This window comes from Hwanghaeella grinnelliae (genome assembly GCF_004005845.1).
GTDB lineage: Bacteria > Pseudomonadota > Alphaproteobacteria > UBA8366 > Aestuariispiraceae > Hwanghaeella > Hwanghaeella grinnelliae.
This window is the reverse complement of record NZ_SADE01000001.1, coordinates 928,993-952,130: the sequence shown is the minus strand read 5'-3', so window position 1 is coordinate 952,130 and position 23,138 is coordinate 928,993. Positions and strand designations below refer to the sequence as shown.

General features: G+C 59.8%; 22 protein-coding genes. 9 read left to right on the top strand and 13 right to left on the bottom strand.

Annotated features, from left to right (window positions below; translation table 11 throughout):
• Positions 1-16: 16 nt before the first annotated feature.
• The gene (locus EOI86_RS04280) at positions 17-1,303 is read right to left on the bottom strand and encodes a caspase family protein (protein ID WP_127763880.1); all 1,287 of its coding nucleotides are present in this window, start codon (positions 1,301-1,303) and stop codon (positions 17-19) included.
• A gap of 160 nt (positions 1,304-1,463) precedes the next feature.
• On the opposite strand from EOI86_RS04280, the gene EOI86_RS04275 reads away from it, so the two are divergent.
• The gene (locus tag EOI86_RS04275) at positions 1,464-2,087 is read left to right on the top strand and encodes a class I SAM-dependent DNA methyltransferase (RefSeq protein WP_161973689.1); all 624 of its coding nucleotides are present in this window, start codon (positions 1,464-1,466) and stop codon (positions 2,085-2,087) included.
• 30 nt (positions 2,088-2,117) lie between these two features.
• Here the strand turns inward: EOI86_RS04275 and EOI86_RS04270 are convergent, their stop codons facing one another.
• The 4 genes from EOI86_RS04270 to EOI86_RS04255 all read right to left on the bottom strand — a co-directional run bounded on the left by EOI86_RS04270 (position 2,118) and on the right by EOI86_RS04255 (position 4,614).
• The gene (locus tag EOI86_RS04270) at positions 2,118-2,870 is read right to left on the bottom strand and encodes an SDR family oxidoreductase (RefSeq protein WP_127763878.1); all 753 of its coding nucleotides are present in this window, start codon (positions 2,868-2,870) and stop codon (positions 2,118-2,120) included.
• Positions 2,871-2,972: 102 nt separating this feature from the next.
• Positions 2,973-3,362, bottom strand: coding sequence for a GFA family protein (locus EOI86_RS04265; RefSeq protein ID WP_127763877.1), 390 nt, complete (start codon positions 3,360-3,362; stop codon positions 2,973-2,975).
• Between the two features lie 9 nt (positions 3,363-3,371).
• Positions 3,372-3,758, bottom strand: coding sequence for a GFA family protein (locus tag EOI86_RS04260; protein ID WP_127763876.1), 387 nt, complete (start codon positions 3,756-3,758; stop codon positions 3,372-3,374).
• A 16-nt stretch (positions 3,759-3,774) separates the two neighbouring features.
• Positions 3,775-4,614 carry a CmcJ/NvfI family oxidoreductase gene (locus EOI86_RS04255; RefSeq protein WP_127763875.1) on the bottom strand — a complete coding sequence of 280 codons (840 nt, stop codon included), beginning with the start codon at positions 4,612-4,614 and terminating at the stop codon, positions 3,775-3,777.
• Between the two features lie 160 nt (positions 4,615-4,774).
• Between EOI86_RS04255 and gcvA the strand changes: the two genes are divergently transcribed.
• Positions 4,775-5,692: a transcriptional regulator GcvA gene (gcvA, locus tag EOI86_RS04250; protein WP_127763874.1), complete on the top strand. Its 918-nt coding sequence runs from the start codon at positions 4,775-4,777 to the stop codon at positions 5,690-5,692.
• Positions 5,693-5,778: 86 nt separating this feature from the next.
• Positions 5,779-6,816, top strand: coding sequence for a hypothetical protein (locus tag EOI86_RS04245; protein WP_127763873.1), 1,038 nt, complete (start codon positions 5,779-5,781; stop codon positions 6,814-6,816).
• Positions 6,817-6,830: 14 nt separating this feature from the next.
• Here the strand turns inward: EOI86_RS04245 and aspS are convergent, their stop codons facing one another.
• The gene (aspS, locus tag EOI86_RS04240) at positions 6,831-8,612 is read right to left on the bottom strand and encodes an aspartate--tRNA ligase (RefSeq protein ID WP_127763872.1); all 1,782 of its coding nucleotides are present in this window, start codon (positions 8,610-8,612) and stop codon (positions 6,831-6,833) included.
• Positions 8,613-8,893: 281 nt separating this feature from the next.
• On the opposite strand from aspS, the gene rnd reads away from it, so the two are divergent.
• A complete protein-coding gene (rnd, locus tag EOI86_RS04235; RefSeq protein WP_127763871.1) occupies positions 8,894-10,057 on the top strand; it encodes a ribonuclease D in 1,164 nt (387 codons plus the stop codon).
• A gap of 27 nt (positions 10,058-10,084) precedes the next feature.
• Positions 10,085-11,236 carry a M23 family metallopeptidase gene (locus EOI86_RS04230; protein ID WP_127763870.1) on the top strand — a complete coding sequence of 384 codons (1,152 nt, stop codon included), beginning with the start codon at positions 10,085-10,087 and terminating at the stop codon, positions 11,234-11,236.
• 30 nt (positions 11,237-11,266) lie between these two features.
• Here the strand turns inward: EOI86_RS04230 and EOI86_RS04225 are convergent, their stop codons facing one another.
• Positions 11,267-12,766, bottom strand: a complete 1,500-nt coding sequence (locus EOI86_RS04225; RefSeq protein WP_127763869.1) for a Ppx/GppA family phosphatase — start codon at positions 12,764-12,766, stop codon at positions 11,267-11,269.
• Between the two features lie 10 nt (positions 12,767-12,776).
• A complete protein-coding gene (locus EOI86_RS04220) occupies positions 12,777-14,945 on the bottom strand; it encodes an RNA degradosome polyphosphate kinase (RefSeq protein ID WP_127763868.1) in 2,169 nt (722 codons plus the stop codon).
• Positions 14,946-15,145: 200 nt separating this feature from the next.
• Between EOI86_RS04220 and EOI86_RS04215 the strand changes: the two genes are divergently transcribed.
• Positions 15,146-15,670: a SixA phosphatase family protein gene (locus EOI86_RS04215; protein WP_127763867.1), complete on the top strand. Its 525-nt coding sequence runs from the start codon at positions 15,146-15,148 to the stop codon at positions 15,668-15,670.
• A 14-nt stretch (positions 15,671-15,684) separates the two neighbouring features.
• Here EOI86_RS04215 and EOI86_RS04210 read toward each other — a convergent pair whose 3' ends face one another.
• The 4 genes from EOI86_RS04210 to EOI86_RS04195 all read right to left on the bottom strand — a co-directional run bounded on the left by EOI86_RS04210 (position 15,685) and on the right by EOI86_RS04195 (position 20,339).
• Positions 15,685-17,199 (bottom strand): CYTH and CHAD domain-containing protein, encoded by a 1,515-nt coding sequence (locus tag EOI86_RS04210; RefSeq protein ID WP_127763866.1) that lies wholly within the window; start codon positions 17,197-17,199, stop codon positions 15,685-15,687.
• A gap of 122 nt (positions 17,200-17,321) precedes the next feature.
• Positions 17,322-18,002, bottom strand: a complete 681-nt coding sequence (locus EOI86_RS04205; protein ID WP_127763865.1) for an HdaA/DnaA family protein — start codon at positions 18,000-18,002, stop codon at positions 17,322-17,324.
• Positions 17,999-19,165 (bottom strand): AI-2E family transporter, encoded by a 1,167-nt coding sequence (locus EOI86_RS04200; protein ID WP_127763864.1) that lies wholly within the window; start codon positions 19,163-19,165, stop codon positions 17,999-18,001. The genes EOI86_RS04205 and EOI86_RS04200 overlap by 4 nt, the downstream gene beginning before the upstream one ends.
• Positions 19,166-19,181: 16 nt before the next feature.
• Positions 19,182-20,339, bottom strand: coding sequence for a DUF2066 domain-containing protein (locus tag EOI86_RS04195; protein ID WP_161973687.1), 1,158 nt, complete (start codon positions 20,337-20,339; stop codon positions 19,182-19,184).
• Between the two features lie 161 nt (positions 20,340-20,500).
• On the opposite strand from EOI86_RS04195, the gene purM reads away from it, so the two are divergent.
• The 3 genes from purM to EOI86_RS04180 all read left to right on the top strand — a co-directional run bounded on the left by purM (position 20,501) and on the right by EOI86_RS04180 (position 22,420).
• On the top strand, positions 20,501-21,499 hold the full coding sequence (gene purM, locus EOI86_RS04190; protein ID WP_420810079.1) for a phosphoribosylformylglycinamidine cyclo-ligase: 999 nt from the start codon (positions 20,501-20,503) through the stop codon (positions 21,497-21,499).
• A complete protein-coding gene (purN, locus tag EOI86_RS04185; protein WP_127763861.1) occupies positions 21,496-22,182 on the top strand; it encodes a phosphoribosylglycinamide formyltransferase in 687 nt (228 codons plus the stop codon). The genes purM and purN overlap by 4 nt, the downstream gene beginning before the upstream one ends.
• A 106-nt stretch (positions 22,183-22,288) precedes the next feature.
• Positions 22,289-22,420, top strand: coding sequence for an aa3-type cytochrome c oxidase subunit IV (locus tag EOI86_RS04180; RefSeq protein WP_127763860.1), 132 nt, complete (start codon positions 22,289-22,291; stop codon positions 22,418-22,420).
• A gap of 106 nt (positions 22,421-22,526) precedes the next feature.
• On the opposite strand, the gene ndk is transcribed toward EOI86_RS04180, so the two are convergent.
• Positions 22,527-22,949 (bottom strand): nucleoside-diphosphate kinase, encoded by a 423-nt coding sequence (ndk, locus tag EOI86_RS04175; protein WP_127763859.1) that lies wholly within the window; start codon positions 22,947-22,949, stop codon positions 22,527-22,529.
• Positions 22,950-23,138: the final 189 nt, after the last annotated feature.

Here is a 23,138-nt window from a genome sequence, read left to right as displayed (position 1 = left end):
CTTTTTAGGAAAACCTTTACTGCCCCGCCCGCACCGCCAGCAGTTCCTCCTCGAAAGCCGCCGGGTCGTCCGCGGCAATCAGGGTCATTCGGCTTTCGAAATCGACCGCGACGCCGTCGCCGATAATCTTCATGGTCATGTCGGGTTGCAGGGTGAAAAAGATCGGCCCGGCAATCGTCTCATCATAGCCGGTATAGGAACCCGCCTTGTTCCGTTTCAGGCTATGGCCGGTGATCTTGCCGGGCGATACCGATGTCGCCGGCAGCAGGTGATAACCGTCCACGGTGTAAATCCGGCCGCGATCGACCCTGAACCGCGTGCCGCCGGTAATGTCCAGCCGCCACACCCCGTCGATCGGCGCAGGCTTTGCCGGCGGCATCTTATCAACCGTTTGGAGAGCGTCGGGAAACAAAAAACCCGACGGCCCGGGCAGAGGATCGGCCATGGCACGGTCGATATCCCCGCTAATGATCGAGGCGCGCGGCGCGGCTGCGGGCTGGACCGGTTGCGGTTGAACCGGCAGGATAACCGGCGTCTCACCAGCGACCGGTTCGCCGCTGAAATAGAAATCGCCGATCAGCGATGAGGATTCCCAGGGCACCTGGCGTTTGTCCGTCCGTTCCAAGACTTCGATCCGGACGCGCTTGAAAACGTCTTCCACCTTCAACCCCGGAATTTGCATCGACCGGGCCAGCGCACGCGTATAAGGGCTGTTGCTGCCTGCGCCGTCTTCCGCGACACGGCCGGGCGCGGTCGAGAACGCGACCAGCGTGCCGGTCGGCGCGTCCATCCGCGCCAGACCGCCGCCGCCCGACCGAGTGCCACCTTCGAACGGATTGTTCCGGCAAGCGTCCAGAACCACGATATTGAGGCCTTCATACCGGTGCAGCGTTTCCAGAACCGTCGATGCCTGGACCCCTTCGATCTTCACGTCCAACGGGTCGGATATCTCCGCATCCACCGGGATCAGATAGTTCTCCCCATCAATGCGGATGCCGTGGCCGGCGTAATAGATCAGCGCCACGGAATTGGGCGGCGCTTCTTCCAATCCTTGCCCGAAATCGACAATGGCGCGGCGCATGTCCCGACGCGTGAGGTCCGTATGCAATTTCACCCGGAAGCCCAATCCGGAAAGCGTCTCCGCCATCAGTGCTGCATCATTCACCGGATTGGGCAATGGCGCCGTCGAATAGGCGGAATTCCCAATGACCAGCGCATAGCGTTCCGCGGCGAAACCCGAAAAAGGAAGGGCAGCGCAGAAAATAAATACAGCGATGACTGTGCGGCGAAGGCTTCGATCCATGCCGCACGCTAGCGCAATTTCGTTTCAGGGAAAACTGATCAACACAGCCTTTCACCCAGCAAAAGCAGCCATCGGGTGGACAAATCCGGCCAAACCCGTTTTGCAGAGAGAGGCAAAAGACCATAAAGTCTGCTGCGGTATTATCAGGAGGGCGAAGGCAATGTCGAAGCGAACCGAGGACCTTTTTCAAAGGGTTTACGAGGCGAAAACCTCCCAGGAACAGGCTGCGGCCTATGCGGAATGGGCGGATTCCTATGACCAGGCGATGGCCGAAAGCGGCTATGTCTCTCCCCCGCAACTGGCGGCATTGCTCGCGGAGCATTGCACGCCCGGTTCCTCAGCAGTCCTTGATGTCGGCTGCGGCACAGGCCTGAGCGGCATCGCTTTGAAAGACGCTGGTTTCGCAGAAATCGACGGCGCGGATATTTCCGATGCCATGCTGGCCGAGGCCGCGAAGAAAAACCTGTATCGCAAACTGACCGTCGTCGATCTGATGAAGGGCATTCCGGAACCGGACGACACCTATGAAGGCGCGTTTTCGACCGGCACGTTCACCCTGGGCCATGTCGGACCGGAAGCGATCCCGGAAGTCATCCGGGTTCTAAAACCTGGCGGCGTCTTCTGCCTGACCGTCAGCGACCAATCCTGGATAGACCAGGGGTATGAAGAAAAACTGCCGGCCTTGGGTGACGGATTGTTCGAGGTCGCCGTCAACGAAATGCACGACCACGTGGTCAGCCATAACATGCAGGCCCATTTCCTGGCCCTTAAAAAGCTAGGCTAACCACACAGTCCGCGTGTCACGGGGTGCAGGTTAGGTTTTGCAGATTGAGTTGCCGCCATCGGCAAGCATGGCGGTTCCGGTCACGAAGGAAGCGCCGTCCGACAACAGGAAGAGTGCCGCCTTGGCGATCTCCAGCGGATCGGCCATGCGTTTCAGGGCATGCATGCCGTTTACGAATTCAAGGAATTCAGGGTCGTCGCCCGCCATTGGCGTCTTCGTTCCGCCTGGCAGCAACGCGTTCGCACGGATCCCGTCCGCCCCGTGTTCCGCCGCCAGCACCTGGGTCAATCCGATCAAGCCCGCCTTCGCCGCGGCATACGCACCCATGCCCGGCATGCCGATGGTATGGCCGACGAAGGACCCGGTGAAAACGATCGACCCACCGCCGGTCCGCTTCATCGCGGGCACTTGATGCTTGGCGGCAAAGAAGGCGCTGTCCAGGTTTACGCCAATTACCGCTGCCCAATTTTCCGCCGGCATATCCGGGATCGGCCCCAATTCGCCGAGTGTGCCGGCATTGTTGAACGCACCGTCCAGTCCGCCGAATTCCGATACCGCCAAGTCGACAAGCGCCTTGGCATAGTCTTCATCCACGACATCGCCGGCGAGACAAACCGCCCGGCCGCCGGCGTCTCGAATTTTCGACGCATTGGCGTTCAGCAGGGTTTCCCTGCGTGCGCCAAGCACGACATTCGCGCCTTCCGCGGCGAATAACCCGGCCGCGCTTTCACCGATACCGCTGCTGGCGCCGGTGATGATGATGGTCTTGTTCGATAGATTCATTTTCGGTTTCCATCCGTTTCCGTGTGTCTTTGACCACAGAGCTAACGGACGGACGATCGCCGGACGACCCGGTACTTGCGCTGACGATGAAGTGCAGCGCGTTCAATCTGTCGTTTCGGGAAGTGTATAGAAATCGCCGGCGAATTCGGTGTGGACGTTTTGCTTGATCCTCACCCCGGTCGGCTGATCCAAAGTACCCGCCGTGATCCAGATCTCGTCATGCATGACGTTACGCCAAAACAGGACGCTGCCACAGGTACAGCAAAAACCCCGTTCCGCCTTTTCCGAAGACCGGTACCGGCGCAGCGTCGCTTCACTGTCCCAACGGAAATCGTCAAAGGCGACACCGATCGAGGCAAAGTGCAGGCCGGTCTGTTTTTGGCATTGCCGGCAATGGCAGGCGGTCACGCCGCCCAGCGGGCCGGTGATCGTGTAGCGCACGCCGCCGCAAAGGCAGGAACCTTTGTGCTCCCCGCCTCGATCGTCACTCATCACCGTCATTCATCGCGTCACTTTCGGAATTTCATAATAGTCACCGGCGAATTCCGTGTAGATGTTGTCGCGCAGTTTCAAACCGGTCGGTTGGTCCAGCGTGCCCGCCGTGATCGAAACCGAGTCCTTGCCGGTCGGCTTCCAGAACACATTGCCGCCACAGCGCGTGCAGAAACCGCGTTCCGCCTCATTCGACGAACGGTACCAATTGAGTGTCTCATACTTGTCGAGCCTGAGATTCTTCAATGGCAAACGGGTCATCGCCACATGGAAGCCGGATGTTTTCTGGCATTGCCGGCAATGGCAGGCAACCACATCGTCGAGCGGCCCGACGGCGGTGTATTGAACACCGCCGCACAGGCACGAACCCTTATATTCCTTGTTTTCTTCGGTCATCACTTTTCCTGGCTCTTCAATCGTTGAAGAAGGCGAAGGTCCGAACTTCCATGCTGACCCGCGGCGGTGCGCCGTCCGCCGTGTGCGGATCCTCGAAGGCGGTATGCGGGGACAACCGTGCCCGCCCGTCGCGCGCACTGTCAAAGCCCTTGATCAGCACGATCTCGTCCGTTGTCATTTTCGGATAGTAGAACCAGCGCTGTCCCAAATTGTGGATCAGTTCATAGATTTCGCCCTGCCGGTCACCGTAATCCAGGACGGTCTTAACCAAATCTTTTTCCCGAACGCTGCGGGCGTCGGCCAACGCCAACGGCAATGCCTGCACGGTGTTCTGGAACGGGCGCCAGGCGTTGACCTGAATATACCGCCCCTGAAGCCGCTTTCGGCCTTCCTCCTCACCCAACAAATCAATCACCCGCTGCGGCGCGGATGCTTCCGTATAGTCGTTATGGACATGATGGACCGGCTTGCGCCCATCCGTATCGTCGCGGCCGACGCGGATCGTGTGATCGAAGATCACGACTTCGTCCGCACCGGTCTTGTCCCGAACCAGGGCCTCGATCTCAGGATAATAGACGGATTTGATCGCCTCCTCATCCTCCAGATCGGTCAGCGCGGTGGGAACGGTATAAAGCGCGAAGCCTTCCCAATCCAAGGCCGGACCGCGCGGGACCTGACGGCCGTTGACGATCGGCACCTGCCGGGGATCGTAGTCGTAATTGCGGCCGTTATCCCAGCCGATTTCGGCAATGTCGATCCTGGGGTTAGGCGTTGCCGGGTCGATGAAGTTCAACACTGCGCTGACATGCGTCGGGTTCGACGGCAAGCGGGTTGATGCGGGCGAGATGCTATTCATGACGGAATCCTCGAACAGGGGTTATTTAAGTATTTCTTTCACAATTCTTGTGGTGGCGCGTTTCATTACCCGCCGTGTTCTCTTAAATTTCGCTATAAACCCGCCATTCCGCAAACGATCATTTCTTGGCAAATTCGATAGATTTACTTAATAATAAATTATGCCTGATTTACCCCCTCTCAACAGTCTTCGCGCCTTCGAGGCCGCCGCGCGCCATTTGAGTTTCACCAAGGCGGCGCAGGAACTGCACGTCACGCCCGCGGCCGTCAGCCAGCAAATCCGGCAGTTGGAGGCGTTCTACGGCATCCCGCTGTTCCGGCGCACGACGCGCACGCTGATCCTGACCGAAGCCGCACAAATGGCTTTGCCGGATGTGAAAGAAGGCTTTGACCGCTTGATGGAAGCGAACCGTCGTTTGCGGTCCGACCGACACGGCAACCTGCTGACCGTCAGTTCGAGCCCCTCAATGGGGGAACGCTGGCTGCTGCCCAGGCTGGAACGGTTCCGGGCGCAATACCCCGATATCGACATTCGCATCGACACGACGGACAGGTTGGCGGATTTCGTCAATGACAGGGTCGATATCGCCATCCGCTACGGGCGCGGCAATTACGACGGGCTGGAGTCCGATATTCTGATGCAGGACGTGGCCTATCCGGTCTGCAGTCCCACCTTGCTGGACGGTGACAAGCCGCTGAAGGAACCGAATGACTTGCGCCACCACACCCTGCTGCATCCCGAATGGCGGCAGGAGCGCGATGCCCAGCCGAGCTGGCAGATGTGGCTGCGGGCCGCCGGCGTCACCGGCATCGACGTCACGCGCGGTCTGCGCTTCAGCAGCGACACCATGCTGGCCCATGCCGCCGCAGACGGATTGGGCGTGGCGCTTGCCTTGAGTTCGATGGTGCAGCGCGAATTGGCGGACGGAAAGCTGGTGCGTCCCTTCGGCGACGGCGGCTCGCAAATCGAGACGGTCTTCCGCCCCTATCTCGTCTACCCGAAACGCAACCTCGCCCTTACCCGCGTCGCCGCCTTCCGCGACTGGGCGATGAAGGAAGCGGCGACGCCGCGGTTGTAGGAATTTCAACATTTACTCTTTTTGAGTTTATATAAATCACTATCATAGCGGAGTAATTTCCTCTTGGAGAGTATCAGCGAGGCAGGATGCGCATTTCGGTTCTCAGACTTTCCGGACTGTTCTTGGCAACCCTCTTGGCCGTGTCTTGCCAAACAACCGAGGATCTAAGCGGGTCCGGCCCCATAGAATTCTCGCCTGGGGTGCAACGGTGTTTCGACACCTATCTGAGCAAGGAACGCTCCTACGCATTCGCCGTCGCGATCGATGGCTCGTCCAGTTGCGGGTATGTGTTCTGCAAAGAAACGCAATGTGGGATTACAAATGACCGGCGGTGGCGTGCAATCGAGGTTTGCGAAAGAAGTTCCGGCGGCGTTCCGTGCAAGATTTATGCGATCAGAAAAAGTATTGTTTGGAAATCGGGCCTTGCAACAGGATCGCCATCGGCAAAATCCCTTTCAGGCAATGCCGCTGGTGTTGGCTACGTACCCAAAACTCGCGATTGGCTTACCGGATTCCAACTCGACGAGTTCGACAAATATCTAAGAGTTCTTGAAAACAGCAAATACCCTGTTGGTGTTTTCATCGTCGCGGATGATGGCAATCTTTCATGGAAGACTTGGGACAATCAGCCCGACGCTCTGGAACGGGCTACAAACTGGTCATTCGAGCGATGCCAAGACCGGTCGTCGCTTCCTGAGACCTGCAAGATATTTGCAGAGAACGCTCGGTTGGCGTCCACGAACATCTGGGTGACATCAGAGAACTATAGAAATGTAATTCGTCTCAGTTCCGGTCTTGTTGAGGACGTTGAGGCCGCGCCGCGAAAAATGCGGGTCTCTTGGGCAAACCTCGGTCCCGCCTTCGAGTTCGTAACAACGCCGGAGTACGAGCAAGGCAAATGGTTGATCGAATTCTATGTCCCGACGAACGGCGCGTCCTGCGAAGCGTCGGGCTTCATGCAATCTAACGGCGACGGAACTTGGCAAGCCAAATGCGACAATGGCCTTAGCGCATCGGGCGAAACCCGTTACGACACTAAGGCAAGATCGGCTATCAATAGGGGCAAGGACTCAAAAGACGGGGACGTCTATGTCTACAGCGTCCCCGTCCCTAAAAAATTCTAGCCAAACTTTGCCCCTCACTCCATGTCCAGCGGCAGGTCGAGCTTGATGTGGACGTCTTTCAACTGGTGCTCGTCGACCGGGGCCGGCGCGCCCATCATCAGATCCTGGGCCATCTGGTTCATCGGGAACATGGTGACCTCGCGGATATTTTCCGTGCCCGCCAATAGCATGACGATACGGTCGATGCCCGGCGCGGAACCGCCATGCGGCGGGGCGCCCAGCTTCAGCGCGTTGATCATGCCGCCGAACCGGCTATCGACCACTTCCGGGCCGTACCCAGCGATACCGAAGGCCTTGTACATGACTTCCGGCAGATGGTTCCGGATCGCGCCCGAGGACAATTCCACCCCGTTGCAGACGATGTCGTATTGGAAGGCCAGGATATCCAACGGATCCATGGTTTCCAACGCTTCCATGCCGCCTTGGGGCATCGAGAACGGGTTGTGGGAGAAATCGACCTTCTTCGCCTTCTCGTCATATTCGAACATCGGGAAATCGACGATCCAGCAGAACTCGAACCGGTTCTCGTCGATCAGGCCCAATTGCGACCCGATCTCCGTCCGCGCGGCGCCGGCGAATTCAGCCGCCGCGGCTTCCTTGCCGCAAACGAAGAAGACCGCGTCCCCGTCCTGACAGCCCGTGGTTTCCTTGATGGCCGCGATGCGCGCTTCATCCAGGTTCTTGGCGATCGGGCCGGCCGGGCCGTCTTCCTTGAAGTTGATATAGCCGAGGCCAGCCTGCCCCTGGGACTGGGCCCAGGAATTCAGCTTGTCGAACCAGCTGCGCGGCTGGGCGGACGCGCCGGGCGCCGGAATGGCGCGGACGACGGAGCCTTCCTCGACCAAACGCGCGAAGATCTTGAAGTCCGACCCGCGGAAGGACTCGGAGACATCCGCGATGATGATCGGGTTGCGCAGATCCGGCTTGTCGTTGCCGTATTTCAGCATCGATTCCTTGTAGGGGATGCGCGCGAAGGGCAGCGCGGAGACCGAACGGCCGTCGGCGAATTCCTCGAACACCCCATGCAGAACCGGTTCGATCGCCGCGAAGACGTCTTCCTGGGTCACGAAGGACATTTCGAAATCGAGCTGATAGAACTCGCCCGGCGAACGGTCGGCGCGGGCGTCCTCGTCCCGGAAGCAGGGGGCGATCTGGAAATAACGGTCAAAGCCCGCGACCATAATCAGCTGCTTGAACTGCTGCGGTGCCTGCGGCAGCGCGTAGAACTGGCCCGGATGCAAACGGCTGGGCACCAGGAAGTCACGCGCGCCTTCGGGGCTGGACGCCGTCAGGATCGGGGTCTGAAATTCCGTGAAGCCTTGCCCGATCATGCGCTGACGGATCGATGAAATGACCTGGCTGCGCAGCATGATATTGCGGTGCATTTCTTCCCGGCGCAGGTCCAGGAAACGGTATTTCAGGCGAATGTCTTCCGGATAGTTGGCATCCTGGTTCACCGGCATCGGCAATTGATCGGCGCGGGACAGAATGTCGATCGCGCGGATCACCACTTCGACCTCACCGGTCGGAAGGGACGCGTTCACCGTTTCATCGGTCCGCTTGACGACTTCGCCGGTCACCGAGATGACGGATTCGTTCGACAGGCGTTCCACCGTCTCGAACAGGTCCTCGGAACTGTCGATCACGCATTGCGTCACACCGGTATGATCGCGCAGATCGACGAACAGCAGATTGCCATGGTCGCGCTTACGGTGGACCCAGCCCGCCAGACGAACGGTCTCGCCAGCGTCGTTCAGTCGAATCTGGCCGCAGGTGTGGGTGCGGTAGGCGTGCATGATACGTGCTCCGGAAAATGATGGGTCGGGCCGAACTGAACCGCCCGAAGACAAGGCCGCGATTGGCCATTTTCACAGGGTTATGTCAAGGGTTCGGGGCGATTTTGACGGATTAGGCGCCCTTATACGGTATGAGAGGCTCGACCCATCGGGATGCGGCATTATAGTGACATCTCAACCAGAGCGCGGCGTCCCGGACGGCAATGGCGCGCTCTATCCGATCCTGTCACGCAAGACATTCATTGTTCCGTCCCAAGAACCGCAAGTGAGCCTTTGACCGCATGACCGTTGTTCCCATCACCACTACCGACGCTTTGGCGGCATTTTGCGACAGTCAGGCCGACAGTTCCTACATCACCGTCGATACCGAATTCGTCCGAGAATCCACCTATTACCCTCAACTATGCCTGGTCCAGGTTGCGGGGGAGAGTGATGCCGCCGCGATCGATACCCTGGCCGAGGGGCTGGACCTGGAACCGCTGTTCGCCTTGCTGCGAAAGCCGGACCTGTTGAAGGTCTTCCACGCCGCGCGCCAGGATTTGGAAATTTTCTATACCTTGATGGGCGCCGTCCCTGCCCCGGTCTTCGATACGCAGGTGGCGGCCATGGTCCTGGGCTTCGGCGATCAGGTCGGCTACGAGGTCCTGGTCAACAAGATCCTGGGGCATTCGCTCGACAAAAGCTCCCGCTTCACCGATTGGTCGCGCCGCCCGCTGACCGACCGCCAAATCGATTACGCCATGGCCGATGTCGATCATCTGCGGCCGATCTACGAGGAATTGCAGGGACGGTTGGACGAGAATGGGCGTGCCCACTGGTTGACAGAAGAGATGAAGATCCTGACGGCGGAGGACACCTATCGGAACGATCCGGATACGGCCTGGAAACGCCTTAAGGCCCGTGGTCTGAAACCCCGCGCATTGGCCGTTCTGCACAAAGTCGCGGCCTGGCGGGAACGCGAAGCCCAGCGCCGCAATACGCCTCGAAACCGGGTCGTCCGCGACGATACGGTCTTGGATATCGCAGGCTCCATGCCGACGACGGCCGACGACCTACGACGCATTCGTGGCCTTGGAAAGAACATACCGGACGGACGCATCGGTCAGGAAATCCTGGCGGCGGTAAAGGAAGCGGTCGACATTCCGCGCGAAGACCTGCCCAAGGTGAAGCGGCGCGAACAGCCGCCCCCGGGCGTTGCCCCCACGATGGAACTGCTGAAGGTTTTGTTGAAGGCCAAATGCGATCAGGAAGGCATTGCCAGCCGGCTGATCGCCACAGCGGACGACTTGGAGAAGCTGGCTATGGACGACGAAGCGGACGTCCAGGCGTTGAAGGGATGGCGGCGTGAACTGTTCGGGGAGGACGCCCTGAATCTGAAGCACGGACGCCTCGCCCTCACGGTTGGAAAAAGCTCCGTCAAGATTATGCCCGTAAGCGACGTTTAGGTCCGCACAGGGGGAGGATACTGGGCTGTGAGAACGCTGTTCGCCATTGTGGGCCTCATCGTATTGGGGGCGCTCGGGGCCCTCGGTTTTCTCTATGCGCAGGAAAACCCCAATAGCGGCGTGGCTTCCTTGATCGCAAAAATCAGCGGTACCTTCGGGCAATCCGACGGTCCGTCACCGGACGCAACCGCCACGGTCAAAACCGATAAAAAAAATGTCCAAGCGGATGATGAAACCGGGCCGTTGAAATTCCGCATGCCCGCGCGGTGCAAGATCGGCCGCACATGCCTTGTCCAGCACTTCGTCGATACCGAATCCGGTGCCGACGCCAAGGATTTCAAATGCGGCACCCTAACGACATCCGGCAACCAAGGTACGCATTTCCGCTTGCCCGGGCCGCAGGAAATGCAGAAAGGCGTTCCGGTTGTTGCGGCGGCGTCAGGCGAGGTGATCCGCGTGCGGGACGGCCTGCCCGATGTCGACGTCACCCTCGTCGGGCGAGACGCTTTGGGCAGTTCGGGATTCGGTAACGTCGTCTTGTTGAAACACCGCGACGGCTATCTTTCCGCCTATGGTCATTTGAAACGCGGCAGCGTTGTCGTGGCCAAGGGCCAGGCTGTGCGCGCCGGTCAGAAGCTGGGAGAGATCGGCCTTTCGGGTGCGACGGATTTCCCACACCTCCATTTCGAAATCCGGAAGGATGGCAAAGTCATCGATCCATTCACCGGGTTGGAGGCCGAATCAGGATGCGGCAAGACCGGCGACCCGCTTTGGAACCAAGCCGCGTTGGAACAATTGACCTACTTCCCGTCCGCCGTCCTCAGGATCGGCTTCGCCAGTGTCGAATTGAACCAAGCCGCGCTTGAATACGGCCTGTTGGCCGGCGACGGCGCTTTGAGTGGTAAGAGCGGCCGGTTGGTGTTTCACGTCTATGCCGCCGGCTTACGCGCGGGCGACAAGGCTCGTTTCGAAATCCAGGGGCCTTCCGGCGATGTGCTGACGGAGACGGAAGAAACAGTGTTGGAAGACAGTCCGACCGCCATATTCCGGACCGGCCCACCGGACTTGGGAAGCGCCCTGAAACCCGGGTCCTACCGGGGAATATTCACCCTGATGCGGGACGAAAACGGCCTATTGAAGCCGGCTTTGACGGCCGAGGCGAGCGTATCCGTGAATTGACGCCTCCCCGTGCGGGCGTCCTCTCCTCTGTCAGGATGGAACGTGGCGGATCGATGCCGGGCAGTTCATCGACTTGGCCAGCGTATTGAGGCGCCGTTCAACCACTTCGCCGAACAGGGATTTTCCTTCGTGATCCTTCACCTCCAGGACGAGCCCTTCGTCGATCCGGCGTAGCACGAAGCGATCGAGAACATCGGTAACGCCACCGGACAAGGTATAGGCCAAGCGAATGCCTAAACCGATGGCCCGCGCACGCGTCATCTGCTCATCATTCAGCAGAAGTTTGATGGTCGCCATCGCCGTAACGTCGTCGGAAGGCTGGGAATGGCGGGCCGCGACAGCCAACGCCATGAAGGCGCGTTCACTATGTTCAGTTCCTACGAAGGGCAAGCGCATCACCCGCATCAGGGCATGCTCCCCGCGGTAGTCCGGATGTTCCCCGCGCCCGATATCCGCCATCAGGCAGGCCGCGTGCCGCATCCGTGCCTCGGCTTTCGACGCCTCGGGAAATGCCGGGCCAAGCCATTCGTTCAACCTGTCACCGGTCACCGCGTTTTCGTACCGGGGCAAGGCAGTGCGCCGGCAAGCCGCCAGCAGCGGGTCTTCCTGCTGCTGTTCCGGGGTCAGGCGTGCATAGAGGCTGCCTTCCCGCAAACCGTAAGCCGACAGCATGAGCCGGTCCGGTTTGATGCGCAGCAATATCCTGTGCAACAGCATGCCCGCATAGGCCAGTGTATCCACGCGACGCTTGCTGATTCCCTTGACCTTGCTGAGCGTATCGACCGAGAGATGCGATACGAAGTCCATGAAATCCACCGCTTTCCCGTAGGGAATGCTGTAGTGATGGATGATGTGCATGGGATAGTTCGTACGGATCATGTGAAGTCGGGCCACGGATCGCCACGCCCCGCCGACGGCATAGAATGTCCGCCCCTTTCCTTCCGACAGCCAGGGAACCGTTTTCAGGGCGTCATCCACTTTTCCCACCGCTTTGGACGGATTGCTCAGTTCCTTCTTGCTGAACCGGATTGGGCCGATCGGCAAGGTCGTCTGTTCACCCAAGGCCCCTTGCCGGACATTCACCAACTCGACACTGCCCCCACCCAGATCGCCCAGAATGCCGTCCGCGTCGGGCGTGCCGGACAAAAGCCCAAGCGCTGAATACTCCGCTTCCTGCTCCCCGGTCAGAACCCGCATCCGCCGGCCGCAGGCCGCTTCGACCGCATCGACGAATTCCGGACCGTTCTTCGCTTCGCGCACCGCGGCCGTTGCCAGCATGTCGATCCAGGCCGAGCCCATATATTCGGCAAGGCTGACGAACCGGCGCAGGGTGGAGATGGAATTGACCACCGCCTCGTCGGGCAACATGCCCGTGCGGTCCAGGTCGCGGCCAAGGCCGCAGAGTACCTTCTCGTTGAAGATGGGAAGCGCCGCCCGGTCTGCGCTATCATATACGACCAGCCGAATAGAATTCGAACCGATGTCGATGACGGCGACGGGCGGAACGGCCGTGCGGAGGAGTTCGGCCACGAAAGACCCCTTACTTGCGTCTTGTGGACCGGGTCTTAGACGGTTTCTTGGTCTTCTTCAATGCCGTCCCGCGCCCGGACAAGCTGGGATTCGTCATGAAGAAATGATGGCAATTGAAACCTGCGCCCTCCGGCTTGTGTCGGATGAAGCTGCCATCGGGCTGCATCTCCCAACTCTGGGCCTCGTCATTCAGGTTCCCCTTCATGACTTGGTCAAGGATTTGCCGTTTCACGGTGTGATTCTGGATCGGCACCAGTGATTCCACACGCCGGTTCAAGTTGCGCGGCATCAGGTCCGCGGAGGAAATGAAGACATCTGCGTCCAGCGACGGCAGTCCATGCCCCGCACCGAAACAATAGATCCGGCTATGCTCCAGAAACCGGCCGACAATGCTCTTCACCCGGATATTGTCGCTTAGGCCCGGCACCCCCGGCCGCAGGCAACAAATCCCGCGCGCGATAATATCGACCTGCACGCCCGCGTCGGATGCGCGATATAGCGCGTCGATAATGTCAGGGTCGACCAGGCTGTTCGCTTTCAGCCAGATCTGCGCCTTATCACCGGCTTTCGCATGTTCAATTTCCGCCTCGATCTTCGCCATCAAGGTGGCGCGCAGGTTGATCGGCGCGATGGCCAGTTTCTCCATCCCCGACGGGGTGGCGTACCCGGTCATGTAATTGAAGGTCAGCGCGGCATCCTGCGCCAATTCCCCGTCGACGGTGAAATAGCTGAGGTCGGTGTAAATCTTCGCGGTGATGGGGTGATAGTTGCCGGTGCCGAAATGGACATAGCTGCGCAAACGCCGCCCTTCCCGGCGGACGACCAACGAAACTTTCGCATGGGTCTTAAGATCCACAAAACCGTAGACAACCTGCACGCCCGACCGTTCAAGGTCACGGGCCCAGCGAATATTCGCCTCTTCGTCGAAGCGCGCTTTCAATTCGACCAGGGCAGTAACCGATTTCCCATTCTCGGCCGCTTCCTGAAGCGCCTTCACGATCGGCGATTCATTAGAGGTCCGATACAGGGTCTGTTTGATCGCGACGACGGCAGGGTCGTGGGCCGCCTGCCGCAGGAACTGCACGACGACGTCGAAGCTTTCATAAGGGTGATGAACGATGATGTCCTTCGCCCGGATCGCCGCGAAACAGTCCCCGCCATAGTCTCGGATGCGTTCCGGAAAACGGGCGTTATAGGGTTCGAACAACAGATCGCGGCGTTCGTCGACGATCATCTGTTTCACGTCGACCAGGCCCAGAAGCCCGTCCAGAACGAACACATCATCGGGATCGATGCCGTTCTGTTCGATAACGAAATCGCGCAGATCTTCGGACATATCGGCGCTGATCGTCAGCCGGATGACGCTGCCGCGCCGACGCCGGCGCAACATGCTTTCGAAGGTCCGGACCAGATCTTCCGCCTCTTCATCGATTTCCACATCGCTGTCCCGGATGACGCGGAACATGCCCTTGCCCAGCATTTCGAAACCGGGAAACAAACGGTTCAGATACAGCGACAGCACATCTTCCAGCAGAATGAACCGGATCGTCCGTCCCGGCAGCCGGATAAACCGGTCCAGGTTTGTGGGAACGACCAGCAAGCCGTTCATATGCCGTTCGTCGCTATGGCGGTAGAGTTCAAGCGCCAATACAAGGCCCAGGTTCGGGATGAACGGAAACGGATGCGCCGGGTCTACCGCCAGCGGGGTCAGCGTTGGAAAAATCTGTTCCAGGAACCAACCGTCGAGCCACGTCTTCTCGCGCTGGGTCAATTCAGCGGGCTGGATCAGGGAGAGGTGGGCGTGCTTCAACTGATCGACCATTGTCGACCACGTGTCCTGCTGCCGCAGCATCAATCCCCGCGCTTCATCGGAAATCGCGTCCAACTGTTGCCGGGGCGTCATGCCCTCTTGGGACAAGGTGGAGACATTAGCCGCCACCTGCCCCTTCAGGCCCGCAACGCGGACCATGTAGAATTCGTCCAGGTTGCTGGCGGAAATCGAAACAAAGCGCAGGCGTTCCAACAAAGGATGGTTCGGGTTCGAAGCTTCTTCCAAAACCCGCTGGTTGAACGACAGCCACGACAGTTCACGGTTTATGAAACGGTCTTTCGACTTGATCGAGACCGCTTCCTGATTCGCCGCTTCGCTGACAATTGCCGCGGACTTCGCCGTTACCATGGACCTACTCCGGTAGATTGGGCTGAATCGAAATGGGCGTGACGAGATTTCACGTCACGAGACAGGTTCAACATCCCTAAACTGTTACAATTTAATGATTTCACGTAGCATATGCGCTCGGGGCTTGTGAAGTTATCCAATTGTGACATATCCAGCCGACACCACCAAATGAAGCCGCGAAACACCCAGCGGAGATCCCCATGCTGACCCTGTTTCTTCTTCGCCACGCAAAGTCTAGCTGGTCCGATCCGATCCTCGACGATTACGAACGTCCTCTGAACGCGCGCGGCAAACGATCCGCACCCGTCATCGGCGCCTATATGGAAGAGCATCGATACGCCCCAAGGCTGATCCTGTGCTCCGGGTCCCGGCGCACGCGTGAGACGCTGGGTCTCGTTCTGCCATACCTGCACGATGACGCGGACATCCGGCTGGAAGAAGCCATGTACGCCGCCCATGACGGTGAGGCGCTGCTGCAGCGCCTTCAAGCGCTGGGCAACGGGCCGGATAAGGTCATGCTGATCGGCCACAATCCGGCGGTGCAGGACCTGACGACGCGGTTGTGCGAGGAAGGCGACGAAACGGACCTGTCGCGGCTGCGCCAGAAATACCCGACGGGCGCCTTGTCGGTGATTCAACTGGATGCGGTGAACTGGCGCGATGCGGGATCGACGCCCGGTCGGCTGATCGACCTGGCCCTGCCCCGCGAAATCCTGGCGGAATAGTCTCTCCCGCAACGTCACCGCCAAAAGGGTTTGAACGCCTTGAAGGCTGCCCATTCCTTGTCCAGGCCACTCAATCCCTGTTGCGTGCGCGCGGCATGCCATCCGGTCATCAGCGCCTTGGCGCGGGCGGCATCCGCCGCTTTGCCCAGGGGCAGAGCCTCCATCAATTCACCTTGGACCAAGGCGTCATTCAACCCGCCGAGGCAGTCCTGCAACGCGGCGAGCTGCTTGATGTAGGCGAATTTCTTCTTGCCGCCATACAGGCTTTGGAAGAAGGACGCCGCGTAGCGCAACTTCTTGAACTCGATCCTAAGCGGATGAAGGTCCGCTTCCGGCAGGCGCGCCGGATGTTTTCCGCAGGATTTGAGGACGGCTTTCAAACGCTTGTCCAGGCTGCGCTTCGCGAACTGAGCGAGCGGTACATCCGCGGCGGCGTGCTCGGGCGACAGCAGCCATGCCTCCAGACGCAAAAGGACGGCGGAGTAACGAGAAGACGACAAAGCGTCTACCGCCATGTCGTATCCATTCTTCCGGGCCGTCTCCGAGACTTCTTTTAGCCGGGTCAGGCAGGCCTCGTCCGGCATGGCCTTGATCAGCGGTTCGACCGCCTCTTCCAAGAAGACGTCGAAATCACGGGCAGGCCCCAGGGCCTGCTGCAGCCATTTCAAATCCTCTCGCGCCACAGCAACCTTATCCGCGTCCAAGGCGTTCTTGAACAACGATAAGGCCGCTCGGATCCGTCGAACACCGATGCGGGCCTGATGCACACCTTCCGGATCGTCCCGCAGCATCACCACCGGCGCATTGCTCATGACTTGGAGAACTCCGCTTTGCACTGACGCCGAAAAGGCATTCCAAACCGTCATGTCGGTGGTTAGGTCCGGGTCCTTCGCCTTGACGGGGCTTACTTCCGTATCGGCAAAAAGCGCATAGCCGCGTGCGGCTTTGCTGTCCCGGTCCAGCACCAAGGGATACTTCTCGATCAGCAATTGCGCGAAGGCGACGAGGTCGGTGGCATCGCCCTCTACCAGTTCCAATTCAACTTCAGATATCGGACGTGACCGGTCGCCGGCGAGAATTTGCCCTTCGTCCAGGGCAACTTCTAGGCGGGTGCCGTTATAGAGGATCTGCCACGTCGTGCGTTTGATGTCCGTGGTGAAGACAGCCGTCAGACCGTTTTCCTTCGTCCGTTTGCGCAGCCATTTCCGAAGCTTGGGATCGCCGATCGACGATAGGTCGGGTTTTTCTTCATTTTCGACGACCGCATTCCATTCCGTGCGGGATTGAAGGCCGCCTTGCAGGCCCTTCGGCGCTTTCAGCGTCTGTTCCAGCGCATCGCCCATCCGACGAATGCGCAACGCAACCTTTCGGGTCCGCAAGGCCAGATCCGGCGTATCGAAATAGGTGCTGACCAGATGGGCCCACCCCGCCTTGGCCGTCTTGTATTCCTGCAAAAGGCGCGCGCGCCTGAACCGTCCCGCATCACGGGGCGCTAGCCGCAGTTTGATTTCGATTTCCTCAAAAGCCATGGCCGGATTTCGTGCATCCTCTGGCCTGTCGGTCCAGTCAATTTTAACCGTTCCGTGAAATCTTCATAGCACTGAAATAAAACTGTAACATAATGTTATGAAACACATCTAATGTGTTGCGATTACTGGAACAAAACCTGCCTCACCAATGCCACGGTAACCCGCCTTTTGGCCGCTAAACCGGCGCGGTCCAGGGCCGTCACCGCCTGATGGATCGCAGCGAAGCTGCGTTCGATCCGCGGCAAAATATAGGCCACGACATCGGGATCCACCGTCAAATGACGGTCCATGAAAAGTTTGATCAGCAGGCCCGCCAGCAAGTCGTCGTCGGGCGGTTCGATCACAACAGCGGTCGCCGCCGCAAGCCGTGAGGTCAAATCCGGCAAAGTGAAATTTAGCCTTGAGGGTGCGGCACGCGCTGTCATCAACAAACTGCCCTGCCTTTCCCGCACGGAATTCAACAGGTGAAAAAGCAGGGGTTCATCGGCGATCTCTTCCAACCCATCGAGCGCCCAGGCGGGAGGCCCCACAGTGCCGGGCGCCACGTCCAGTGCGTCCCCAAGGCCGTCCACGGTCAGACGCGCGGGATCCAGCAAGGAAGCGCCGCTCTTTTCCCGCCACGCGGTCACCAAATGTGTTTTCCCACAGGCGTGGGGGCCATAGACCAAGGCATGTGGGCCAGGCCAATCGGGCCAGGCGTCGACCAAGGCGGCAGCAGCTTGATTGCAAGGGGCGATCAGGAAATCCGCTCGGCCAAGCGCCGGCAGAAATTCGAGCGCCAGGGGAAATTGACGGCCGATCATGATGATTGAGGCGGGTCGCCCTCCCGCCCTTCAGCGTCACCCGGCCCATCCGAAGCCGGGATCGTTCCCGCGCCCCTTTCGGTTTCAGCGATTTGGGCGCCCAAGGGCGCGCCGTGTTCATAGAGCGGGCTTTCCAGATAATGGCCGATCATGAACCGCGCCAGCACGCCAATGACGGCGGCGACCGGCACGGCGATCAGAATACCGACGAACCCGAACAGGGTGCCGCCGGCCATCAGTGCGAAGATGATCCATACTTCGTGAAGCTTTACACGACCGCCAACCAGTCTCGGCGTCAGGAAGTTTCCTTCAAGGACTTGCCCCACAGCGAAAACCGCGGCGACCAGCAACAGCGGCGTATATGAATCGAACTGCGCCAGCGCAATCCCGAACCCCAGCACGAACCCGATCAGCATCCCGAAATAGGGAATGAAGGATACCAGCCCCGTGAACAAGCCAACCACGAACCCGAAATCTAATCCGACAAGCGTCAGCCCGACGCCGTAAAGGACGCCCAGGATCAGACAAACGGTTGCCTGCCCGCGCGCGAAACCTGCAAGGATCTCGTCCACTTCCTGCGCCAGCCCGCGCAGGATATCGGCCTGCGCCCGCGGCAACCAGCTATCGACCTTCTCGACGATCCGGTCCCAGTCGCGCAGCAAATAGAAAGAGATGATCGGCGTGATGACGATCAGCGAGACGATATTCGCAACGGCCCCCAAGCCGCCCAACACCTCACCAATGGCGGAAGCCGCCCATTTCAACGCCGTGCCGGCAAATTGCGTTGCCGACTTGCCCAGGTCCTTGACCTCGTCATTGCCCAACCGGTCCGCCGCAATATCCATGATCGGCCTGAGCTTTTCCCCCAACGCCGTGGAATATTCCGGGACACGGGCCACAAAATCGGCGACCTGCTGATAAATCAGCGGCGAGACCGCTGCCAGAACGATGGTGACAATGACAAAGAACACCGCCGTCACGCTGGCCGTCGCCATCGACCGGGACAGTCCTTTTTCCTCAAGCCAATCGCAGACCGGGTCCAGGAAATAGGCGACCCCCATGGCAGCCACGAACGGCAACAGGATCGGCCGCAGGAAATAGAGCGCGGCGAGAAGCACCGCCAGTCCGATAAGCCAGAACCAGGTTTTTTGCTGCGTCGTCATCAGCCCGCCGCCTTTTCTACGGCGTCGTCGTCAGCCGCCAGCGTCCGTCGAGCGGATCTTGGGCGAGCGAGAGCTTCTGTTGCGAAAGAGCAAGCTGCAGGCGGGACAGGTCCCCGATATACCGGATATCGACCTCCGCCTCAGTCATGGACAAGCGGCCAATCACCGTGTCGCGGACAGTCGCGACCTGGGCCAATCGATCACGGACGGAAAGCCAATCGCGCAGGCCGGAAACCGGGACGAATACCTGAAGGGACTGGGTCCCTTCCCCGAACCGGATCAGGTTCGCTTCCTTCCATTGCACCAGCAGCGAACGGGAAATGCTTTCCGCCGCCGCCTTATAGAAGGGCAACTGTTCGGTCGCGCCGCTGGACGTATAGGATTGCGAGAAACTGGTTCCATCCCAGCCCGGGCCATAGGCGGAAACCCTGACATCGAGGCTTTCGCCGCCGCCCTGGACCTGCCCTGGCCGCGCGACCGCCACCAATACGCCACCGGCGCCGTATTTCGCCGCAATCCGGCCAAGGGCCTCCGGCTCGCCGCCCAAGGCTTGGCGCACACCGATCGCCGCAACATCCGCAAGGTCCCCCAGCGGCACGACAATCGGTAACAGGCCGGCAGGCAATTCAGCCTCCACCCAGCCGCTCAGCCAGGTATTTCCCTCATCCCACAGCAGCGCGCCGTCCGAAATCTGCATCACCGGTACGACCACCATCGGCCTGCTTTCCGTCTCGGAATAGGGAATCGATGCATCCGTCAGCAATTTGCGAACAGCTTCCGGAACGAAACGGTAGGTCACATCGGCCAGATAGCGGCCACCCCCGATTTTTTCATTGGCGAAGGAAATACCGCGGATGTAATTGTCGATTCGGTCCTGGCCTACCGTCGGCAAGCGCGGCCAATCCTGTTCCAGGGTCAGGCGCTGTAGCAGCATCTGCAAGGCCTGTAGACTGCCTTGCGAAACGGCTTGTTCCTTGGCTTTGACCTCGTTCGCCGCTGTTTCATCGACCGGAAACGCGGCAACGGCAAAGATATCCGACTGCTGCGCGACGGCCGGCGTCTGCGACAACACGATGGAAAAGGCGAGCAGCACAGCCGAAAGCACCGCGAACGGCGCAAGCCGGCCGTTGCGGATCAGGCTGTGACTACGATGGCGTTTGATTGCAAAGCGCATGTCTATGAGTATGGTGCCGCACGATTTTTGAAACGCCTTTATAGATGTAAGGACGGGAGGCTGCCATAGCAACCGACGACTCGACCAGCACCGACGACAAACGTGGCCGCAACGGGCTGACATACAAGGATGCCGGCGTCGATATCGATGCGGGCAACGCCTTGGTCGACGCGATCAAACCGCTGACGAAGAGCACCGCGCGCCCAGGCGCGGACGGTGAACTCGGCGGATTCGGTGGGCTTTTCGATCTGCGGGCCGCCGGTTTCAACGATCCCGTCCTGGTCGCGGCGACCGACGGTGTCGGCACGAAGCTTAAAGTCGCCATCGATTCAGGAAATCACGACGGCGTCGGCATCGATTTGGTCGCCATGTGCGTCAACGACCTGATCGTTCAGGGGGCGGAGCCGCTGTTCTTCCTGGACTATTTCGCCACCGGGAAGCTCTCCGTCGAGGTTGGAAAAGCCGTCGTCACGGGAATCGCCGAAGGGTGTCGTCAGGCGGGCTGCGCCCTGATCGGCGGTGAGACGGCTGAAATGCCCGGCATGTACGGCGCGGGAGACTATGATCTGGCCGGATTCTCGGTCGGCGCGGCGGAACGCGGCGCGATGCTGGACGGTACGGAAATCCGTGAAGGCGACATGATCCTGGGACTTGCGTCCAGCGGCGTACATTCCAACGGCTATTCCATGGTCCGCAAGGTGGTGGAAATCAGCGGCCTGGATTGGGCGGCCCCCGCCCCCTTCGCACCCGGCAAGACTTTGGGCGAGGCCCTTCTGGCGCCGACCAAGATTTACGTGAAACCGGTTCTGGCCGTCCATAAGGCGGGCGGCCTGCATGGCTTGGTCCACATCACTGGCGGCGGATTCTACGAAAACCTGCCCCGCGTGATGCCGGACGGCCTGGCCTGCCTGTTGAATCGCGACGCCTGGCCGGGCCTGCCCGTCTTCAATTGGATCGCCAAGACCGGCGGCGTCTCGGCGACCGAAATGCACCGCACCTTCAACTGCGGCATCGGCATGGTCTTGGTCGTCGACCCGGAACGCGCCGAAGCAATCACAGCGGATCTGACGGACGCAGGCGAGGATGTCTTCGCGATCGGCAGCGTCGTCACCCATGACAGCCTCGGCAAGGACGTTTCGATCCGGGGCGTCGACGCGTGACGGCCACTGGGACAACCAGCGAGGCCTCCGGCGGGAACACAGGGCAGAAACGCGTTGCCGTGCTGGTATCGGGCGGCGGATCGAACCTGCAGGCGCTGATCGACGAGTGCGCGAAACCGGACTCACCGGCCCGGATCGTCCTTGTTTTGTCCAATAACGCGGATGCCTACGGCCTCCAGCGTGCTGCCAAGGCCGGCATCGCGACAGCGGTGGTGAACCATCGTGACTTTCAGGACCGGCCCAGTTTTGAACAGGCGATCATGGCGGAACTCGATGCGCGCAACGTGGACATCGTCTGCCTTGCGGGCTTCATGCGTGTGCTTACCCCCGGTTTCGTCGGGAACTGGCACGACAGGATGCTGAACATCCATCCCTCCCTATTGCCGGCCTACAAGGGCCTGCATACCCATGAACGCGCCTTGGAGGACGGCATGACGGAACATGGTTGTTCCGTGCACCTGGTCCGCCCTGCCCTGGATGACGGGCCCTTGCTGATCCAGGCCAAAGTGCCCGTCTTGCCGGATGACGATGCGGATAGCCTGGCCGCACGGGTTCTGGTGCAGGAGCACCGCATTTATCCCGCGGCCCTGCGCCTGCTGGCGGCCGGTGCGATCACGGTCGACGGCGAATTGGCCTTGGTGGACGGTCGGCCCGGCCCGATGATCTGGACGGAAACCGACTGATCATCACATTTTCGCGCGCGGAACCACTTGAGAACGCGCGAAAAATCCATAAAATCGGACGCATGGACAGCCGGTTGACGGCGGCAGACAGATTCGGGAGATACCGATGGACGAAATGGAATTCAAAAAAGCTCCGCAAGCCAACCTGCAAACTTGGAGCGGCGTGGGCAAGATGATCACAATCTCGTCCATCGCAATCGTGATCTTGCTGGCAATCATGGCGGCAACGCTGGTCTAGAACCTGATTGCGGAGGGCCCATCGGGCATCCGCTTGCGTGCCTAGCCGAACAAAAAAGGCGGAACCCATGGGGCTCCGCCTTTGTTTTTGCCGTCAGGCTGTAGGTTTAGCCGACGATTTCGGTGCCCGCGAAGAAATAGGCAATTTCCTGTGCCGCGGTTTCCGGCGCGTCGGAACCATGAACCGAATTGGCTTCGACGGATTCGCCGTAGAGCTTGCGCACGGTACCGTCATCGGCATTGGCCGGGTTGGTCGCGCCCATGACTTCACGGTTCTTCGCAATCGCGCCTTCGCCTTCCAGAACCTGAACGACAACAGGGCCGGAAGTCATGAAAGCGCAGAGCTCGCCGTAAAAGGCGCGTTCCTTGTGAACCTCATAGAAGGTCTCGGCCTGTTCTTTGGTAAGCCGCGTCCGCTTCTGCGCAACGATGCGCAGGCCGGCTTCTTCGAACATTGCGTTGATCTTGCCGGTCAGGTTACGACGCGTGGCGTCCGGCTTGATGATGGAAAGTGTCCGTTCAACTGACATTTTATGCCTCTTCGTCTCTCTCGTATCTCAACAATTCTATATGTCCCTCTTTCTCAGCCCCGTTGCAGCACCGTAAAGCCAAGGCACCGATCGCTAGCCATTTAGGCAGCAGCGCCTTCAGGTCGGTCTCTTGTCGGCGGGGTCGGGAGGAACTCTTCGTCGCGCTATCTTCGCTATCGCCGTCCTCAT

Excerpts from the sequence above, each read along its gene's own strand:
- EOI86_RS04280 (WP_127763880.1), bottom strand. The coding sequence starts at position 1,303 with ATGGATCGAAGCCTTCGCCGCACAGTCATCGCTGTATTTATTTTCTGC.
- EOI86_RS04275 (WP_161973689.1), top strand. The coding sequence starts at position 1,464 with ATGTCGAAGCGAACCGAGGACCTTTTTCAAAGGGTTTACGAGGCGAAA.
- EOI86_RS04270 (WP_127763878.1), bottom strand. The coding sequence starts at position 2,870 with ATGAATCTATCGAACAAGACCATCATCATCACCGGCGCCAGCAGCGGT.
- EOI86_RS04265 (WP_127763877.1), bottom strand. The coding sequence starts at position 3,362 with ATGAGTGACGATCGAGGCGGGGAGCACAAAGGTTCCTGCCTTTGCGGC.
- EOI86_RS04260 (WP_127763876.1), bottom strand. The coding sequence starts at position 3,758 with ATGACCGAAGAAAACAAGGAATATAAGGGTTCGTGCCTGTGCGGCGGT.
- EOI86_RS04255 (WP_127763875.1), bottom strand. The coding sequence starts at position 4,614 with ATGAATAGCATCTCGCCCGCATCAACCCGCTTGCCGTCGAACCCGACG.
- gcvA (WP_127763874.1), top strand. The coding sequence starts at position 4,775 with ATGCCTGATTTACCCCCTCTCAACAGTCTTCGCGCCTTCGAGGCCGCC.
- EOI86_RS04245 (WP_127763873.1), top strand. The coding sequence starts at position 5,779 with ATGCGCATTTCGGTTCTCAGACTTTCCGGACTGTTCTTGGCAACCCTC.
- aspS (WP_127763872.1), bottom strand. The coding sequence starts at position 8,612 with ATGCACGCCTACCGCACCCACACCTGCGGCCAGATTCGACTGAACGAC.
- rnd (WP_127763871.1), top strand. The coding sequence starts at position 8,894 with ATGACCGTTGTTCCCATCACCACTACCGACGCTTTGGCGGCATTTTGC.
- EOI86_RS04220 (WP_127763868.1), bottom strand. The coding sequence starts at position 14,945 with ATGGTAACGGCGAAGTCCGCGGCAATTGTCAGCGAAGCGGCGAATCAG.
- EOI86_RS04215 (WP_127763867.1), top strand. The coding sequence starts at position 15,146 with ATGCTGACCCTGTTTCTTCTTCGCCACGCAAAGTCTAGCTGGTCCGAT.
- EOI86_RS04210 (WP_127763866.1), bottom strand. The coding sequence starts at position 17,199 with ATGGCTTTTGAGGAAATCGAAATCAAACTGCGGCTAGCGCCCCGTGAT.
- EOI86_RS04205 (WP_127763865.1), bottom strand. The coding sequence starts at position 18,002 with ATGATCGGCCGTCAATTTCCCCTGGCGCTCGAATTTCTGCCGGCGCTT.
- EOI86_RS04200 (WP_127763864.1), bottom strand. The coding sequence starts at position 19,165 with ATGACGACGCAGCAAAAAACCTGGTTCTGGCTTATCGGACTGGCGGTG.
- EOI86_RS04195 (WP_161973687.1), bottom strand. The coding sequence starts at position 20,339 with ATGCGCTTTGCAATCAAACGCCATCGTAGTCACAGCCTGATCCGCAAC.
- EOI86_RS04180 (WP_127763860.1), top strand. The coding sequence starts at position 22,289 with ATGGACGAAATGGAATTCAAAAAAGCTCCGCAAGCCAACCTGCAAACT.
- ndk (WP_127763859.1), bottom strand. The coding sequence starts at position 22,949 with ATGTCAGTTGAACGGACACTTTCCATCATCAAGCCGGACGCCACGCGT.